The 18698-nt window shown below is 39.8% G+C and carries 15 protein-coding genes and 3 tRNA genes; 11 read left to right on the forward strand and 7 right to left on the reverse strand.

Annotated elements, in window-relative coordinates; all coding sequences use genetic code 11:
• Positions 1-4: 4 nt before the first annotated feature.
• From glmS to DFQ12_RS06190, 6 genes are all read right to left on the reverse strand, one after another.
• Positions 5-1846 carry a glutamine--fructose-6-phosphate transaminase (isomerizing) gene (glmS, locus tag DFQ12_RS06165; RefSeq protein WP_120258094.1) on the reverse strand — a complete coding sequence of 614 codons (1842 nt, stop codon included), beginning with the start codon at positions 1844-1846 and terminating at the stop codon, positions 5-7.
• A 151-nt stretch (positions 1847-1997) separates the two neighbouring features.
• A complete protein-coding gene (locus DFQ12_RS06170; protein ID WP_120258095.1) occupies positions 1998-5138 on the reverse strand; it encodes an efflux RND transporter permease subunit in 3141 nt (1046 codons plus the stop codon).
• A 65-nt stretch (positions 5139-5203) separates the two neighbouring features.
• Positions 5204-6259, reverse strand: a complete 1056-nt coding sequence (locus DFQ12_RS06175) for an efflux RND transporter periplasmic adaptor subunit (protein ID WP_120258096.1) — start codon at positions 6257-6259, stop codon at positions 5204-5206.
• A gap of 14 nt (positions 6260-6273) precedes the next feature.
• The gene (locus DFQ12_RS06180) at positions 6274-7590 is read right to left on the reverse strand and encodes a TolC family protein (RefSeq protein WP_120258097.1); all 1317 of its coding nucleotides are present in this window, start codon (positions 7588-7590) and stop codon (positions 6274-6276) included.
• Positions 7591-7618: 28 nt separating this feature from the next.
• Positions 7619-8218 carry a TetR/AcrR family transcriptional regulator gene (locus DFQ12_RS06185; protein WP_120258098.1) on the reverse strand — a complete coding sequence of 200 codons (600 nt, stop codon included), beginning with the start codon at positions 8216-8218 and terminating at the stop codon, positions 7619-7621.
• Between the two features lie 172 nt (positions 8219-8390).
• Complete coding sequence (locus DFQ12_RS06190) at positions 8391-9062, reverse strand: NUDIX hydrolase (RefSeq protein WP_120258099.1); 672 nt, start codon at positions 9060-9062, stop codon at positions 8391-8393.
• A 185-nt stretch (positions 9063-9247) separates the two neighbouring features.
• On the opposite strand from DFQ12_RS06190, the gene pfkA reads away from it, so the two are divergent.
• From pfkA to DFQ12_RS06230, 8 genes are all read left to right on the forward strand, one after another.
• Positions 9248-10225: a 6-phosphofructokinase gene (pfkA, locus tag DFQ12_RS06195; protein WP_410528652.1), complete on the forward strand. Its 978-nt coding sequence runs from the start codon at positions 9248-9250 to the stop codon at positions 10223-10225.
• Positions 10226-10243: 18 nt separating this feature from the next.
• Positions 10244-11095, forward strand: a complete 852-nt coding sequence (locus DFQ12_RS06200; RefSeq protein WP_120258101.1) for a hypothetical protein — start codon at positions 10244-10246, stop codon at positions 11093-11095.
• A 4-nt stretch (positions 11096-11099) separates the two neighbouring features.
• Positions 11100-12098, forward strand: a complete 999-nt coding sequence (gene gap, locus DFQ12_RS06205) for a type I glyceraldehyde-3-phosphate dehydrogenase (RefSeq protein WP_120258102.1) — start codon at positions 11100-11102, stop codon at positions 12096-12098.
• Positions 12099-12273: 175 nt separating this feature from the next.
• A tRNA-Phe gene (locus tag DFQ12_RS06210) sits at positions 12274-12346 on the forward strand.
• A gap of 52 nt (positions 12347-12398) precedes the next feature.
• Positions 12399-12471: transfer RNA gene (locus DFQ12_RS06215), tRNA-Gly, on the forward strand.
• A 5-nt stretch (positions 12472-12476) separates the two neighbouring features.
• Positions 12477-12561 (forward strand) — tRNA-Leu (locus tag DFQ12_RS06220).
• A 252-nt stretch (positions 12562-12813) separates the two neighbouring features.
• Positions 12814-13488 carry a leucine-rich repeat domain-containing protein gene (locus DFQ12_RS06225; protein WP_120258103.1) on the forward strand — a complete coding sequence of 225 codons (675 nt, stop codon included), beginning with the start codon at positions 12814-12816 and terminating at the stop codon, positions 13486-13488.
• Between the two features lie 175 nt (positions 13489-13663).
• Positions 13664-14887: a PQQ-binding-like beta-propeller repeat protein gene (locus DFQ12_RS06230; protein WP_120258104.1), complete on the forward strand. Its 1224-nt coding sequence runs from the start codon at positions 13664-13666 to the stop codon at positions 14885-14887.
• Positions 14888-15064: 177 nt separating this feature from the next.
• Here DFQ12_RS06230 and DFQ12_RS06235 read toward each other — a convergent pair whose 3' ends face one another.
• Positions 15065-16018: a hypothetical protein gene (locus tag DFQ12_RS06235; protein WP_120258105.1), complete on the reverse strand. Its 954-nt coding sequence runs from the start codon at positions 16016-16018 to the stop codon at positions 15065-15067.
• Positions 16019-16144: 126 nt separating this feature from the next.
• Between DFQ12_RS06235 and DFQ12_RS06240 the strand changes: the two genes are divergently transcribed.
• The 3 genes from DFQ12_RS06240 to DFQ12_RS06250 are packed head-to-tail and all read left to right on the forward strand — an operon-like array spanning position 16145 to position 18656.
• Entirely contained in the window at positions 16145-17362 is a 1218-nt protein-coding gene (locus tag DFQ12_RS06240; protein WP_120258106.1) for a hydroxymethylglutaryl-CoA reductase, read from the forward strand.
• 2 nt (positions 17363-17364) lie between these two features.
• Positions 17365-17946 carry a CDP-alcohol phosphatidyltransferase family protein gene (locus DFQ12_RS06245; RefSeq protein ID WP_120258107.1) on the forward strand — a complete coding sequence of 194 codons (582 nt, stop codon included), beginning with the start codon at positions 17365-17367 and terminating at the stop codon, positions 17944-17946.
• Positions 17947-17948: 2 nt separating this feature from the next.
• Positions 17949-18656 (forward strand): phosphatidate cytidylyltransferase, encoded by a 708-nt coding sequence (locus DFQ12_RS06250; protein WP_120258108.1) that lies wholly within the window; start codon positions 17949-17951, stop codon positions 18654-18656.
• The last annotated feature ends 42 nt before the right edge of the window (positions 18657-18698 follow it).

Raw genomic sequence — 18698 nt, forward strand, 5'->3', positions numbered from 1 at the left:
CTCCTTATTCTACTGTGACAGATTTGGCGAGATTACGAGGTTTGTCAACATCTAAGCCTAACTCCACACCAATATAATAAGACAATAACTGTAACGGAACAACAGAGATTAAAGGCGCAATAATCTCATCTGCTTCTGGAATTTCCATAAAGTCATCCGACAGGCTTTCGGAAACGGCATCACCTCTGGTAACTACAGAAATAATCTTGCCCTTCCTTGCTTTTATCTCCTGGATATTGGAAACAATCTTTTCATGATAGGCATCCTTTGTTGCGACGAAAACAACGGGCAAGTTCTCATCGACCAAAGCAATAGGGCCATGTTTCATCTCTGCTGCAGGATACCCTTCGGCATGAATATAAGAAATCTCTTTTAGCTTTAGCGCACCTTCCAGGGCTACAGGGAAGTTATACCCTCTACCAAGAAATAAGAAATCCCTTGCGTCTTTATATTTTTTTGCAATTTGCTGGATTTTTTCGATCTGTGTATCCAAGATCCACTGCACTTTCTCAGGAACTTCGTGCAATTCCTCCGATAGTTTCAGAAAACGTTCTTCCGAAATCGATCCCTTTAGGGCTGCAATTTTTAATGCGATCAGGTTTAGAACCGTTAGCTGTGCTGTAAAAGCTTTGGTACTTGCCACACCGATTTCAGGTCCGGCATGCGTATAAGCACCTGCATCAGAAAGACGGGCGATGGAAGATCCCACAACATTAACCACACCTAGAATGATGGCTCCCTGTTTTTTCGCATTTTCCAGCGCTACCAACGTGTCGGCAGTCTCACCACTTTGTGAAATGGCTAAAATTACATCTCCGGGATGGATCACAGGATTCCGGTAGCGGAACTCCGAAGCATACTCCACCTCAACATTGATGCGGCATAGTTCTTCAATAACATATTCTGCAATCAAGCCAGCGTGCCAGCTCGTACCACAGGCAACAATGACAATCCGATTGGTACTGCTGATTTCATTCGCGTACTTCTCAATTCCACTCAGAATAATTTGCTTCGCCTGCAGATCCAGACGGCCACGCATTGAATCGTAGATGGTATGTGGCTGTTCGAAGATCTCCTTTAACATAAAGTGATCGTAACCACCTTTTTCAATAGCCGATAACTCCAGATCCAATTTTTGGATGTACGGTGTAATCCGTTCATTTCCCAGATTCTTGAGGATTAGTTCATCGGGTGTGATAATCGCAAGTTCATAATCATTGATGTAAACAACTTCTTTGGTATAAGCTAACATCGGTGAAGCATCTGAACCCAAAAAATGCTCATTTTTACCTATTCCAATAACCAGGGGACTCCCCTTTCTTGCCGCAATAATCCGATCTGGATAACCGGCTTCCAATACAAGGATCACATAGGCACCAACAACCCTTTTTAAGGCAATACGGATCGCCTCCTCCAGGGAGCATTCATTTTGTGACTGGATTTCCTCGATAAAGTTAACAAGTACTTCAGTATCCGTATCACTTTTGAATTGGTAGCCTTTGCTAATTAATTCTGCTTTTAGGGAAGCATAGTTTTCGATGATACCATTATGGATCATCGCGATACGTCCACTGTTTGAATAATGCGGATGGGCATTGCGGTCAGAAGGTTCACCATGGGTGGCCCAACGTGTATGCCCTATTCCTGTTGTTGACTGAAGATCCTGACCGTAAACGAATTCTTCTAGATTCACTACTTTGCCGGTCTTTTTGTAAACATCAACCTGTTCACCTTTGTGCAGTGCCACTCCCGCACTGTCATATCCACGGTATTCTAATTTTTTCAATCCATCAATGACGATACCATACGCCTGACGGTAACCTGTGTATCCTACAATTCCACACATGCTTGTCTCAATTTTAAGTATATATATTTTGTTAATGCGGCCGCAATGTAATAAAAAATATTTACGCAATCGATTGATTAACCTAAAATTAACACAAAAAGAAAGGAGGCCAATGACTTAGCCTCCTTTCTTGTGTAAAATTGATTTATGTTTAATGTTCTGCTACATCAACATGATCATAATCCTCTACAATCAATGCGTCATAGTCCTTCTTTTTCTTATTACCAAAGCGGTCAAAGATCGAATATACCACCGGTACGACAACAAGCGTCAAGAATAGCGACGACAATAGACCACCGATGATAACGATTGCCAGACCTCTGTTCATATCCGCACCATCACCTGTAGCAATGGCAATCGGGATCATACCGAACACCATGGCAATTGTCGTCATCAAGATCGGACGAAGACGGGCATGGTTAGCAGCGACCAGTGCGTCGTGAGTGCTATCCCCAGCTTCTTTCCGGTGGTTGGCAAAATCGACCAGCATGATCGCGTTCTTGGCCACCAAACCAATCAACATGATAATACCCAAGATGGTAAAGATGTTCAACGTCTGATTACCCAATGCAAGGAACAACAAGGCACCGATAAACGACAATGGAATGGAGAACAATACCACAAAAGGTGTGATAAAGCTATCATATAGCGCCACCATCACAAGGTATACTAAGATAATTGAGGCCAATAATGCAATTCCCAATGTACCGAAACCTTCTGACTGATTTTCCATGTTACCACCCCAAATGAAGACAATTCCGGGTTTGCGTGGAAGTTTCTCAAATTGAGCCTGCCATTCCTGTGCTACGGTACCCATTGGTCTACCGATTGCCTGACCTTGGATAGATACCGCTGGTGATTTATCGCGACGCTCCAATAACGTAGGTCCTGAACCATAAGAAACTGTTGCAAATTGCTCCAATGAAATTGAAGCACCTTTATTATTGATAAATTTCAAATCGCGAACATTGTCGATGCTGGCACGACCACTTTCTGTATAGCGAATATTGATATCATACTCATTATCACCCGCTCTATATTTATTGTCTGTATTTCCAGAAAATGCAGTCTGCATCGTCATACCGACTGTGGATACGTTCAATCCCAAAGACGTCATTTTATCACGATCAATTTTCACATTAATCTCAGGGTTACCAGCCTCAGAAGTTAACTTCACTCCCGCTGCTCCCGGGATCTTACGCAATTGATCTGCCGCTTTCTCCGCAAATTCCTGTGCATCTTCTACCGAAGAACCGATGATGGTCAACTTCAATGGCGCTTGCTCAGCTCCCATGATACCGACATTCACCGTCTTAATCTTCGCACCGATCAGCTTGTTTTCCAATTCGCGTTTTAAAGTCGCAGAATATACCTGAGAGTTACCTTCAAAATTCTCCTTATCCAAGATAACGTGGATTTCGGATTTATAACGTGAACCTGTTGTCGAAGCCATACCATCCGAAGACTGTCCTACAGTGGTGATGATTTCTTTGACGTCTGGCTTAGATTTGATATAAGCTTCTGCCTTTTGCGTCAATAAGTTGGTCTTTTCCAAAGAAGCATCCTTGTCCAATTCCAATTGGATGAAAAATTCCTTACGGTCAATTCCAGGGAAGAAGTCCGAACCGATATACCCTTTGACCACAAGCATAAAAGAAGCGACCAATAAGCCTACTGCAAGTCCCAGTGTTGCCAATTTATTCATCCGGCTTTTTAATGCCCAGACCAACAATCCAGATACCCAATGTGTAAAAGCTGTCAAACCACTTTCAAATCCATGGATTATACGTCCGAAGAAAGAAGTTTTGCTCAAATGCTCCAGTTTTCCGAAACGGGAATATAACCAGGGAACAACTGTAAATGAAACGAGCAAGGACAGCAAAGTGGAAATAATTACGGTCACACAAAATTGAGCGAGGATGTTTGCCACCAAACCGGTAGACATCGCAATCGGTAAAAACACCACCACGATAACCAAGGTAATCGCTGTTACGGTAAAACCGATCTCCGAGGCTCCATCAAATGCCGCACGCACTTTATTTTTCCCCATCTCCATGTGACGGTGAATATTCTCGATAACAACGATCGCATCATCCACCAGAATACCTACAACCAGTGATAGTCCCAATAAAGACATCAGGTTTAGGGTATAACCCATCAGCAGCAACCCAATAAATGTCGCAATCAGTGATAATGGAATCGCCACCATGGTAATCGCTGCATTACGCAAGCTCTGCAAAAAGAACAACATGATAAAACCTACCAGGGCAATCGCAATCATCAAGTCATGGATTACGTTGTTGGCAGCATTCAATGTAAAGTCAGAAGAGTCATTTGCGACAAGAATCTTGATCTTGTTGCTTGCATAATCTTTTTCCACCTGCCCAATTGTCTTTTTAACACCTTCAGATACCGCTACTGCATTGGCATCCGATTGTTTAAAGACCTGTAACAAGATGGTGTTTTGACGATCCAAACGAGCCACCTTCTCAATTTCTTTGATACCATCCTGTACATCGGCGATATCGCGCAAATAGATCTGCACACCTGCTGGTGTTGTAATCGGTAGATTACGTAATTCTTCGATCGAAGTTACTTTACCCGCTAAACGGATTGTTGTTCTGTTGTCACGTGTACTTACGTTACCTGTAGGAAAATCAAGATTTGAAGAGGCAACAGTCTGTTGTACCTGAGCGATTGTCAAACCATAACCTTCAATTTTCTTAGGATCCACAGAAATCTGAATTTCACGCTCCTCGCCCCCGATCATATCCACTTTGGCTACTCCATTGATCCGTGCGAAAACTGGCTGGATCTTGTTGTCCAACAAGTCATATAATTCTTTCTCAGATAAATTCGATGTTACTGCTAGACTCATGATAGCAACATCATCCAACGAAAATTTGGACAAGGATGGTGTTTTCACATCATCGGGTAGATCGTTGACAACAGCATTGATTTTCCGTTGTGCATCGGTCAGCAGGAAGTTGACATCAGCCCCGTTATTTAAGGTAATCATCACAATGGATACACCTTCCAGCGAAGTCGACTCTACTTTCTTAATACTCTCCAGCGAGGAAATTGCATCCTCAATTTTTTTAGTCACCGAGCTTTCCACTTCAGAGGGTGATGCCCCTGGGTAGACCGTCTGCACCGTGATTACATTGATCTCAAATTTAGGGACTAACTCGTACCCCAATTGAGTATAGGAAAACAACCCGCCTAATGTCAGTATTATAAATAATACGATAATTATACTGGGACGTTTTATCGATATTTCGGTAATTTTCATTAGAATTATTTGTTTTTAATGGTAATGAAACCACGACTTCATTTGCTACTGTTTTTCAGTATACATTATTTAATAATTTCAACAGGGCTTTGATCAAACAAGTTGATTTGACCCGAAACAATCACTTGATCGCCATTTTGTAGACCACCCAAGATTTCAATGTGATCGCCAAAATTTCTTCCGGATTTCACATTGGTTTCGATTGCTTTACCATTTTTAAGAACGAATATTTTATTATCACTCACACTACCGACAAATGCATTGCGAGGTACGATCAATGTATTACTAGCGGCCCCTTCTCCAAACATCGCTGTACCATACATACCAGCACGCAATTGGTTCGATGAGTTATTGACTTCAATTTCTACCGGGAAATTCAAGCTTCCGTCAGATTTAGGAGCAATAAACGTCACCTTACCTGTGAATCTTTGGTCTGCATATACACTTGCTGATACATCAACAGACTGGCCTACTCGTAACGTCGCCACATTTTTCTCATCAACATTGACGCGTAATTTTAACGTACCAACATTGACAATATCAAAAGCCGCAGCTCCAACATTTAAATAAGTTCCCGGTTCAATTTTACGTGCATTGACCACACCCGAAACAGATGTCTTAATGGTTACATCACCAGCATTCAATTTTGATGCTCTTAGATTATTTTTAGCGTTTTCAAATTGCAATTTCACCTGATCCAGCTGTTGTTTGGTAACACCACCAGTAGAAAAAGCACTTTCAAAGCGATTTAAGTCGGCCTGTGCATTCGTAAATGCTGCTTGCGCATTGGCTACATTTACATTCAGCTTGTCACCTTCGATAATTGCCAGGGTTTGTCCAGCACTTACATGAGAACCTTCGTCTACCAATACCTTCACAACTCTACCCGCAGTCTCCGCAGATACGGTGACCTCTTGCTTTGGCGCAAAAGTTCCATTAGCGGTGTAACGTAGGTCCATTGAGCTTACTTTCGCCGTATCAATACGGACCGCAATTGCCGCATTTGTTTTCGCAACCTCAGCTGTTTCCGCTTCGTTTTTCTTTTTATTTTTATTTAACACAAAAAATATTCCTGCAAGACCAGCAGCAATAATAAGTAGGGTAATAATTCCGCGTTTCATATTGTATTAGTCAATTATTCTTTAATTAGTGATTTTAACTCGCCATTCGATTTAATAATCTGTACTTCGGCTACCTTATAGTTCAATAAGCTTGTATTCAAGTTATTTTCTGCATCAGCCAATGCTCTTTCCGCATCCAGCAACTCCGTTAAAGTTGCCAAACCGTTGTTGAAATTGTTTTTTGTATCATCTAGGACACCTTTGGCCAATTTAACATTCCGACGATTGTTGTCGATGGTTAGCAAGCTGATCTTAATCTGAGATTTAGCATTTTCCTTTGCCAAACTAAGACCAAGCTTTGTATCTTCTAAATCGACCTGAGCCTGTCTGATCTGGATATCAGCCTGATTGATTCTCGCTTTGGTAGTCCCACCTGTAAATATCGGCACCGAAAGATTAAGGCCGATACTCGAGGTTTTTGGCCAGTTAAAATTACCACCGATCGGAAATCCTTTACCAAAACCATTGAAACCAAAGTCAGCACCCAAGGATAATTTTGGATAAAGATCTGCCACTTTGGATTTCTTGTTCAAGTCATATAGTTCAATCTGCTTCTTCATCAGTTGTACCTCAGTCCGATTCTCAATATTGTCCGATTCCATTGCCAATACCGGATTGATCTCAAAAGTCTCGTTAGACAATTCAATATCTTCCTCAATTGATTTACCAATCGCAAATTTCAGCGCATTTTCCTTGATCTGCACAGCGCTGCTCGTCTGCTGTCTCTGTGCCTCCAGGTTGTTTACGTTGACCACAAGACGATCAAGATCGATTTTTTTAGCCAGTCCAGCTTTGACAAGTCCTTCCGTTACCTCTTTAGTTTTAGTGGTACTCTGTAGATTATTTTCTATTGTTTGCAGTTTAAGATGTTCCTGGTAGATATCGTAGTAGGCATTAGCTACTTTTTCAATAACTTGCTCATCTGTTAACTGTGCATTTATCTGATAAAATTCTTTTGTTGTTTTGGCTGCTCTTAACCCTGTAAAAATCGACTGATTAAATAACTGCTGGTTGAGCGAAACCATCGCTGAGGAATTCCAGGCTTGGCCCATTTTAGCAGTAATAATCTGATCTCCAAATTCTATTGCCATTTCCGGAATTAACACATTGTGTTTCAGGGAACCGTTTGCTGTAATTTGTGGCAATGCACTACCTCTCACCTCATCAATCTGGTATTGTGAGTTTTCGAGATCCAATTTGGCTTTTTTAGCTTCCTTTTTATTCTGCAAAGCAAATTTGATCGCATCACTTAGGCTTAATTGCTGCTGTGCATGACTTTGGAAAACCATCGTACCTAATAAAAGGCTGGCTAGTATTCTGATTGTTTTCATTCCTAATTTATTTGTCCTAATTTTATATCTACTTTTTATTTATACCATTAAAAAACAGCTTAGTAGCCAGTTTTTGTTTCTGTAAAACTTCATCAAAACGATCCTGATTTGGTATTCCAGAAATGATATCGGAAATATTGCACATCAAGGATAAGCTCTTCATCAGTTCCACATAGATTTCCGCTGTTTCATAGAGATGCTCTTCATTGAGTTCTCCCTTCTCTGCGCCTACCTTAAGTATCTCATAAAGCGCCTGTACGTCGCGATTATGGAGACACTGAAAAAACTCCTGCATCGAAAGTCCTTTAATCCATTCCAGGTTTTCGTTCATATGCAACATATAATACTTGCGTACAAAAGCATCGCGTAATTCCAAAATCTTCATGATCAGATCGTAGGTTGTACCTTTATGCACAGCGACCAACTTCTCTTCCTCTTCCCTGTACTCATCTGTCAAACGTATAATAACATCCCGTATAAGCGCATTTTTCTCCGAGTAATAATAATATAAATTCGCTTTGGTGATTTTTATATCCTCCGCAATCTCATTCATTGTTGTCTTACTAAAACCATAATGCATAAAGCGTCTTATAGCTGCATCAATGATCTGGTCTTTTCTATCTTCCATTCTTCAAAAAACTCCTTTCTACTTTCTGACTTTTATCAGAAATTGTTCAAAAATATAAAAAGTAACTTCTCGTACAAAATATATTTTGAAATCGCTATTAATTTGATATTTAGTTGACAACAAAAAAAGGCAAACTTTGGAAGTTTGCCTTTTCTTAATAACTCAGATTTTATTAAAACGCTACAGTATTCTGGAAATGTTTGAGGAATTTTCTTTTGTCCAGTTTATACAACCTTGCAGCCCGATAAGCGACACCGGTCTGGACTTCATCCAACTCCTTCAGGAAGCCATAATTCTGCATTTTCTTTCGAAAATTGCGTTTATCCAATGTTTTATTTAAAATCCCTTCATACACCAATTGCAATTGGGTCAGGGTAAATTTTTCAGGTAACAATTCAAAAGCAATCGGTTTGTAGGCTAAACGACGCTGCAATCTTTCCAAACATAAATCCAAAATCTGCTTATGGTCAAATGCCAATTCTGGAACATTTCTAACGGGAAACCATTTCGCCTGCTTCATGTAGTTTGTAACAGGCTTTGTTTTCAGTTTTGTACTATCAAGCTGGACCAGGGCATAGTAAGCCACTGTCAGAATACGTCCTTTTGGGTGCCGTTTCAAGCCCGCAAAAGAATGCAATTGATCCATAAATACATCCTTCAAACCTGTATTTTCATACAAAATTCTCTTCACGGCATCTTCCATCTCTTCGTCATTATCCACGAAGAAGCCTGGCAATGCCCACCAATCCTTAAAAGGATATTCATTTCTTTCAGCCAAAAGAACCTTTAATTCTCCTTCATGAAAGCCTAATATGACGCAGTCTACGGTAAAATTACTATACAAAACTTCTAAATTTATTTATGTGCAATATACTGAGCTAAATTTATTGGCTACTAATCATCGGGTTACCTGTAACAATTATACGCTTCCTAAACGTGATGCGCAAAAAAATAATGAAAAATTTATTCAAAGTGTAGAATATACACTATAAAAATCTTATATTCGTAGAACCTAAAATATAGAGTGTGATAAAAGAAATAAAAAAAATAGGCGTATTAACATCTGGCGGTGACGCCCCCGGCATGAATGCTTGCATTCGTGCAGTTGTCCGTACAGCGCTTCACAAAGGCCTTCAGGTTACTGGAATTTACCAGGGCTATCAGGGTTTGATTGACGCAAATTTCAAAGAAATGGATACCCGCTCTGTGAGCAACATCATACAGCGTGGTGGTACAATACTAAAAACAGCTCGTTGTCTTGAGTTTAAAACAACTGAAGGACGAAAAATCGCATACGACAATTTAAAAGCAGCAGAAATAGATGCATTGGTGGTCATTGGTGGTGACGGGACTTTTACTGGTGCAAATTTTTTCTCCAAAGAATTTGAGATTCCTATTGTAGGAATTCCCGGAACGATTGACAACGACCTTTACGGATCTGACTATACCATTGGTTATGATACAGCCAACAATACTGTTATCGAGGCCATTGACAAAATCAGAGATACGGCAGCATCACATGAGCGCCTCTTTTTTGTTGAAGTAATGGGTAGAGATTCCGGATGCATTGCATTAAACGCCGGAATTGCCGGTGGTGCAGAAGCAATCTTGCTTCCAGAAAAAGAGACGGCTATAGATGATTTGATCAGCCATTTGGAAGATGGAGCCATCAAAAAGAAATCTTCGTCCATTGTTATTGTCGCAGAAGGTGATCAAAACGGAGGTGCTTATTATGTCGCAAAAAAAGTAAAGGAAAAATTTGATCATTACGACACGAAAGTTAGTATATTAGGGCATTTACAACGTGGTGGATCTCCAACGAGTTTTGACCGCGTGCTGGCTAGTCGATTGGGTTTTGCTGCCGTTAATGAAATTTTGGCGGGAAACACGCGGATCACTGTTGGTCTCCGTGGCAATGAAATCAAAACTACTCCAATCGAAGAGGCAATCAGCAATAAGGAAATTAAACTTAGCCCTGATCTATTGGAAATGGCTGAGATTTTATAATAAAAAATAAAGCAGACTATGATAGCAGTAGTATACAGTGGATCTCGATTCTCAGACTGGCGGTTGGCTGACAAAGGCCGGATAACCACCGGGTTTCGCATGACTGGCATCAACCCCTATCTCCAGGATGAACGATCCATACTACAGCATTTAAATAGAAATACCAATTTGATCAATAATGCCGAAAAAATTAAACGTATTTATTTTTTTGGCGCTGGTTCTTCATCAAAAGAACGTAAAGATAAGATCAAAAATGTTTTTGAGCGCTTTTTTGTCAATGCCCGTGTCAAAGTAGACCATGATGTCATCGCTTCGGCTATTTCAACTTTTGGAGATGAAAAAGGGATTGTAGGTATCATCGGAAGTGGATCGAATGCCGCTTACTATACCGGAAAGAAAATCATTGAGAACAACTATGGCTTGGGCTACATTCTCGCAGATGAAGGGGCTACAAACTGGAACAGTCAGCAGTTGCTGAAACATTATATGACAGATACCCTACCGGTCGATCTGAAGGATAAATTGGAAAAAGAATTTACGTTGGACAAGAAAAGTATTTTGGAGAAGGTCTATATTGCACCGCAACCAACCAACTTTTTAAATTCATTTACCGATTTTGTACTTGAAAATAAGGAGCATCTATTTATCAACCAATTGATCAAAAACGGGCTACGCATTTTTATTAAAACTTATATTAAGCCATTAATGAAAGAGTATCCTGACAGTGATGTAAATTTTACCGGTTCGGTAGCTTTCAATTATGAAAACATCCTGCGAGAGGTAGCGACAGAAGAATTTAATATCAGTATTGGCACCGTGGTCAAGGAGCCGATACATAATTTAATTAAATATTATATCAATAAAAATTAAGAATATGAAAATTGGAATTAACGGATTTGGCCGTATTGGTCGTTTAGCATTCAGAGCTGCTATCAATCGTCCAGAAATTGAAATTGTTGGTATCAATGACTTAGTTGAGCCGGATTATATGGCTTATATGTTGAAATACGATTCAACACATGGTAAATTTGACGGTACTGTTGAGGTTAAAGACGGCAACTTGATCGTGAATGGCAAAACAATCCGTGTAACTGCTGAAAAAGATCCAGCAAACTTGAAATGGAATGAAGTAGGTGCTGAAGTAATCATCGAATCTACAGGTTTCTTCTTGACTCAAGAGTTGGCTCAAAAACACATTGATGCAGGTGCGAAAAAAGTTGTTATGTCAGCTCCAGCAAAAGATGACACACCTACATTCGTAATGGGCGTAAACCACAAAGAATTAAAAGCAGATCAACATATCGTTTCAAATGCATCTTGTACAACAAACTGTTTAGCTCCTATCGCTAAAGTATTGAATGATAAATTCGGTATCGTTGAAGGTTTGATGACTACTGTACACGCTGTAACAGCTACTCAAAAAACTGTAGATGGTCCTTCAGTGAAAGACTGGAGAGGTGGCCGTGGTGCTTACCAAAACATCATCCCTTCTTCTACAGGTGCTGCTAAAGCTGTAGGTTTGGTTCTTCCTGAATTGAAAGGTAAATTAACAGGTATGTCTTTACGTGTTCCTACTGCTGACGTTTCAGTTGTTGACTTAACAGTACGTTTAAATAAAGGTGCTTCTTACGAGGATATCAAAACTGCTATGAAAGAAGCTTCTGAAGGCGAATTGAAAGGTATCTTGGGTTACACAGAGGATGAGGTTGTTTCTTCAGACTTCTTGGGTGATGCTCGTACATCAATCTTTGATGCTAAAGCTGGAATTTCTTTGAATGATAACTTTGTTAAAGTTGTATCTTGGTATGACAACGAGTGGGGTTATTCAAACAAAATCGTTGATTTAGTATTAGAAGTTGGTAAACTATCTTAATAAGATCCACCTCGACAATATTAAAGGGCTATTCAGATCGAATAGCCCTTATTTTTTCCGCTTAGGAATCAGCGGGTTGGCGTTTAAACGCAAAAAAAAGCACTTTTGCCTTTTGTATTTCAAATAATCCCTCTATATTTGCAGCATCAATAAGGCAAACAGCTAACATTGAAAAGGTGCCATAGCTCAGTTGGTAGAGCAAAGGACTGAAAATCCTTGTGTCGCTGGTTCGAATCCAGCTGGCACCACCGAAAGAAACAGAACGCGACGTTCTGGAATACTTTGAAAAATAATTCCAATGCGAAAATAGCTCAGCTGGTAGAGCACAACCTTGCCAAGGTTGGGGTCGCGAGTTCGAATCTCGTTTTTCGCTCACCTGCCTAGGTGGTGGAACTGGTAGACACGCAGGACTTAAAATCCTGTTCCCGTTAAGGGAGTGCGGGTTCGATTCCCGCCCTAGGTACAAGAAAGCTCATCAGTCGGTGGGCTTTTCTTGTTATTAAAGGGTCTTACCCCTATTGCTCCAATTTTATTATTCACCTCACTAATTTACTTTTTTCGGTCTGCTAGAGCAGTTACATTTTCCTGTACTTATAAAAGCATTTTGATACAGCATAATCGTTTCTGGTCATTTAAATTATTATATTTATTAAGGTCTTACACGATAAGTACCTCGTCTCTTAAACAAGTTCGTCGTTTACAGATTTAGGTTATTATGGAGAAATATCAAGTAGATTTTAGTAAAACTGCCCATTTCAGGGGCATCCGTATATTATTTGAATTTCTGGAAGAAGGTCTGGATCATGCACAGGAAAATGGAATTAAAGAAATCTGCGTCTGGGCCGACAGTGATTCGAGCAAGCATGTAGTCAATTTTGATTTTTTAAAAGACAGAGATTTTATTGAAACATTCCACTGGCTTGTTCCGATGTCCAAAAAGTCCAGTATTGATGGGTTGAAATATTTATCTGGTTTGAAAAACCTGCGCTGGAACGGCGCCAGTGACTTTAACCTCAACCTTGCAATTTTCCCTGCTTTAGAAGAACTGAATATAGGTTATGGTCCGAAAATAAGCGGCTGGGAAAATCTGACATCGCTAAAAAAATTGCTGATTGGCAGTGTTAAAACCAGTGACCTTTCTCTACTGCAGCAAGCCATTAACCTAGAATACCTGCGCATTATCGGGGGGACGTTTACTACAATTGCAGGTCTTGAAAACTGTAAAAAACTAGAAACGCTATTCCTGCAAAAATGTACCACACTAATAACGCTTCAGCCAACTATTCGCAATTTGGATAACCTGGTACAGCTGAACCTCGAAGGTTGCAAAAAAGTAAATGTGGAGCAGGAATTAGCAGATCTGGACATTATGTATATTTCCATTATCTGAAGAAATAATATTTAAAACAGGTATTAGATTAAATACCTTACTAAATATGATTATTTGGGTACATGATTGAAAAAACATCTTGATGGCACAAACTTAAAACCATGGAAAATCTTGAAGTACGAGTTTATGGATCATCTAAGGAAGCCCTATCTTATAACTTTTTAAACAAATATCAATGACAAAATTTATATCCACCTTTTTTTCAGCCCTTTTCGTTTTATTAGTGGTGTCTTGTAACCCTACAACCTCGAATCAAACCGGCAATGAACATTCCGGAAAAGCAAATAACGATAGCTCGCTTATTATTTATGCTGCAGATGGCTCGGTGACCTCTTACAATCTTGAACTCAAGAAGCAAAATTGGGAATATAAAAACCCAGGTGAAGTGGTGAACTGGGATAATACTTTTACAATCGAAAATGACCTGGTATATGTCCCCTTTTCAAAAGGAACTGTGGTGGCTTTAAATGCTCGGAATGGCGAGATAAAATGGACAAGGCAATTGTTATCAGGACAGGATTTAAGCGGGTTAAAAGATGCCAGAAATGAAGCTATCGATAGCTCCTACGTAATAACCGGGCAATCCGCTATGGTGGATAAGGATAAAATCTATATCTCGGCAAGAAATAGCCGTTTGTATGCTCTCGATAAAAATGATGGTAAAATACTGTGGAAGGCAGCACTTAACAACAGTTATACAAATTACCCACCGTTATCTATGGAAGGTTTCCTCTATACTAATAATGCTACCTTCCTTTATAAATTTGATACAAAAGACGGCAAACAGATCTGGCAAAAGGAGTTTCAAAAACATCCGTTAAATGCTGAGCCGGTAAGCGATGGCAAGCATATTTACACCAGTGACAGTTTTACCGAATTATATGCCACAGGGCAAGATTCCAGACAGCAATGGAAATTTAAAAGTGCTACAGATGGGGGGCTGACCTATGATCATTTGGTTCTTGGTAGCGGTATCGTCTATGTAATGAATGGAGATCTAAAGGATAATACAACAATAATAGGGGTATCAACATCCAATGGCGCCAAAAAGTGGTCTTCTGTAATTGAAAATGAAACAGTTACTTATTTTACACTCATAGGAGACACAATTTATGCCTATTCCGATGAGACTCTTATTGTGCTTGATGCACAAACCGGAGAACAACAATTCAAAGGCGAATTCCCATCCTTTGACCAACCTGGTCAGGAAAACGCTATTTCTAATATTGTAGAGAAAGAACCTGGCATCATTATGTTCCTAAGCAATAACGGATTGGTAAGCTTTGAGACAGCAACAGGTGAATTCTCCATTGATTATGGAATACAGGCGCCACAGTCCATTTTTCCGCGCAATGTAACATGGATTTCACTTTTGCCAGCTAAATTATCAATGAAATAGAAGATAGTTGCTAGTCGTTCTATCCGTTTCCAAATATCCTACCAAATCGAAAAAATATCGCTTTGGTACTTAAATCAGTAAATGATGAATTTAATAGGTCTTCAGATTTAGATAAGGAAATAGCCATAATTGATTAAGAATTATAGCTCACTTCTCTTCAGATTGCGATGCTTTACTTTAAATTTCATTCACCGCCATTACGCGCGCTTTATAAAGATCTATTTTCTGATAAATCTTGTTAAAAAACATTTTCTTATCCCGTGTTCCGGCCGTATTTAACAACCTGGAATTTTTAAGTTGATGCTGATAAAAGTTTGACGCATGCTGGCAAGTATCTGTATCGTTTGTAATGAAATACCCAAGCATCGTATGGGGAACAAATAGCGATTTTCTGTCCTTGTTTCCAACCAAAACATTATTGTTTAAGATCAATAGTTCGTGGTAATATAGTTGGTACTGATCGTTATTTGGAATACATTTTTTTTCCAATGAAAACACCAGCTCCTTTATCTGGTCACAGAGAATCTTCCCATTGTCAGCCGTCAATAGGCCTGCTTGGGAAAAATACATAATCTGCTGTAGCGTACTATTGATTGTCGTATCATTCCAGATCTCTTTTACCCTGATGGACGAATAATAATCATTCAGCTTTTGCCCCCGATTATCCATCGGTGTTTTTGACAAAAACGACTCAAAAGACACCTCCAACTCATCAGGGCTCAATAAATTGAGCCAGACATACCGCTTAAAACGAGATAATAATCCTGTATTTATCGTATAGAAGATCGGTATATCCTTAGCAGAATAATACAAGGACGTCTCCAGATTGGGCTTAAATTCTGTTAACGACTTAAAGGAATTCTCAAGGTAATTTGACAGGTCATTGAATGACTGGATTTCCGTTGTCCTTTTCACTAAAATATGATCACTGTTCTGAAATAGCTTATCCAAAGAAAGTGAAAAGTGATTCGCTAGTTGTACTGTTTCCTCGATTGAAAATTTACTCTTCATCGAAATTCGCCGATGCGCCGCATCATAGCTAATATCAAGAGCACCTGCTATAGCCTCGATGATGGACTTCGTTGCATCTATTTTTCGTTGTATTTCCTGGATCAGTTTTTCTTGATACATAGGCCTGTTGGTTTTGCGATTATCACAAAAATAAAAATATTTTTTATTGTTTACCACAATTTAGAATGCGATTATCACAATAACTTTGGTAAACAAAACAAATAGTCATTTTATTAAAAGCTGAATATGAAAACATTATTGAAAATACCTGCGCGATCATGTGATCAAACTGAAAACTTATGCACTTTACCCCTTTCGTCGGAAATTAGCACCGAAGGAACGAAAAAACTACAAAGCTACCTAAGCGAAAAGACGAACCAACAATTTCCTACATTGACCGATACCAACATCAACCTGTCGCTACTAAATGGAAATATTGAGAACTTCATTGGTATGAGTCAAGTTCCAACAGGGATTATTGGTCCATTAAAAGTCCAGGGAACCGCAGCCAACGGTGCATATTATGTTCCATTGGCCACCAGTGAAGGGGCACTGGTCGCATCTTATCATCGTGGAGCTAGAGCATGTTTGTTGGCGGGAGGAATCACATCGATCTGCCTAAAAGAAGGTGTCCAACGAAGTCCGGTATTCAAATTCGAAAACTTAAATGATTTAAGCCTTTTCGTGTCGTGGTTCCTTGCTGAGAAAGACAGTCTTCAGGATATTGTTAAGAAAACAAGTCGCTTTGCAAAATTAACGGACACAAAAATCCAGATCGAAGGCAATCACCTGACCATATCATTTGAATACTTCACCGCAGATGCGGCCGGACAAAATATGGTCACCATCTGTACAGATGCCATCTGCCGCTTTATTGTCGAACTCTGTCCGGTCAAACCTACGCACTGGTTTATTGAGGGGAACAGTTCCGGTGATAAAAAGGCAACCGCATACTCCTTCAACAACGTTAGAGGTAAGAAAGTAACGGCAGAAATAGAACTATCAGCTAGCATTGTATCGGAAGTACTCAAAACATCATCCGAACTGATGGATAGATATTGGCGCAGCTCCACCATGGGGATTATCCAAAGCGCTGCTATAGGTGCGCACGGTCACTATGCCAATGGGTTGGCCGCCCTATTTTTAGCTACCGGTCAAGATGTTGCCTGTGTAGCTGAAGCTGCGACCGGCATCACAAGAATGGAATTAAATAAAGATGGTTCGTTTTATGCCAGCGTCACCTTGCCGAACCTGATCATAGGAACTGTCGGTGGAGGTACAAACCTCCCTACTCAAAGGGAATGTTTGGAGATTATGGACTGTTACGGAGAAGGAAATTCAATAAAATATGCCGAGATAGCCGCGGCCCTTGTACTTGCCGGAGAACTATCTATTGCTGCGGCCTTATCAGCCGGCCAGTTTACGAAGGCCCATCAAAAATTCGGCAGAAAAAAAACGATATAAAAATGGAAACGAAAAAAGAAAATAGATGGAATGTGCCAAATGCACTTTCCACCTACCGCATACTGGCATTACCTTTTATTAGCTATGCCATATTAACTGAAAACAGGGAGCTCTTTATAATATTATTATCTATAAACCTTATAACGGATATCCTCGATGGATTAATCGCTAGACTATTTAAACTTCAGACAGAATTTGGCGCTAAACTGGATTCGGTCGCGGACATAGGGACATACCTGATGGCCTTTTTAGGAATGATAAGACTGGAAAAAGCTTTCGTATCGGCATATAGGGTCGAATTTATCCTCCTTATTGTCTTATGGATTGCTCCCCAAGTATATGCACTTATCCGATTTCAACGGTTCCCCAGCTTTCATTTATGGTCTTATAAAATAACTGGCTACCTACAGGGCATATTTATCTTTAGCTACTTCGTCTTCGGATTTCATGCAATCTACTTTCACCTGATGTTAATCGTGAGTTGTCTGGCTTATCTGGAGGAATTAATTCTAGTGATTATCCTGCCGAAGCTGCAATCCAATCTGAAGAGTATATTCCTTATCCAACAGCAAAAAGGAGGTTGATCATGTATCTGTTTATTGCGAATATATTGCTATTATTTTTTGGAATAGGTGCTTTAGTGACACTGTATCTCAACAAGAATAGCCAAGTTGATCGAGCCAAAGAACGTTGGTTGAAACTGGGAGTTTATTTTCTGGTGCTGGCCCTGGTGTTTTCGTCCATTTATTTTGGACAAATAAAACTGCTGGCTATTTGCATCGGAACAGTCGGCCTTTATGAAATTTTTAAAGCCCAATTATTTTCCAGGCCGCCAGTTCTTTTCTGCTGTTTTGTGTTGCTCATTTACCTCAGTATCCTATTTGCATTCGTTAAGTTCAGCCATCAGATACCAACAGCGCACATATGTTTTGTCTACTTTACAGTCGTCACCTTTGATGGGTTTAGCCAGCTTAGTGGTCAACTGTTTGGAAAACGAAAACTGATCCCCAAGATTAGTCCCAACAAAACTTTTGAAGGTTTGATTGGTGGTATGATATTGACGATATCGGCCAGTCTTTTCCTTATTCATTATACCCATCTTTCAATGGAACAAACGATCTATACAGCAGTGTTTATCTGTATTTCTGCGCTCATTGGAGATCTCTTAGCTTCCTGGTACAAGCGCAGATGTCAAATTAAGGACTATAGCCGATTAATTCCGGGACATGGCGGGATATTGGATCGCTTCGACAGCTTTATATTCTCCGGAGCAATGTATTGGTTAGTTTATTGATAGCAACGTAAATACCCCAATCTTAAAATAATTGAGGAACAA

Origin of the sequence: Sphingobacterium detergens, assembly GCF_003610355.1 — a bacterium.
GTDB classification, from domain to species: Bacteria; Bacteroidota; Bacteroidia; order Sphingobacteriales; family Sphingobacteriaceae; genus Sphingobacterium; species Sphingobacterium detergens.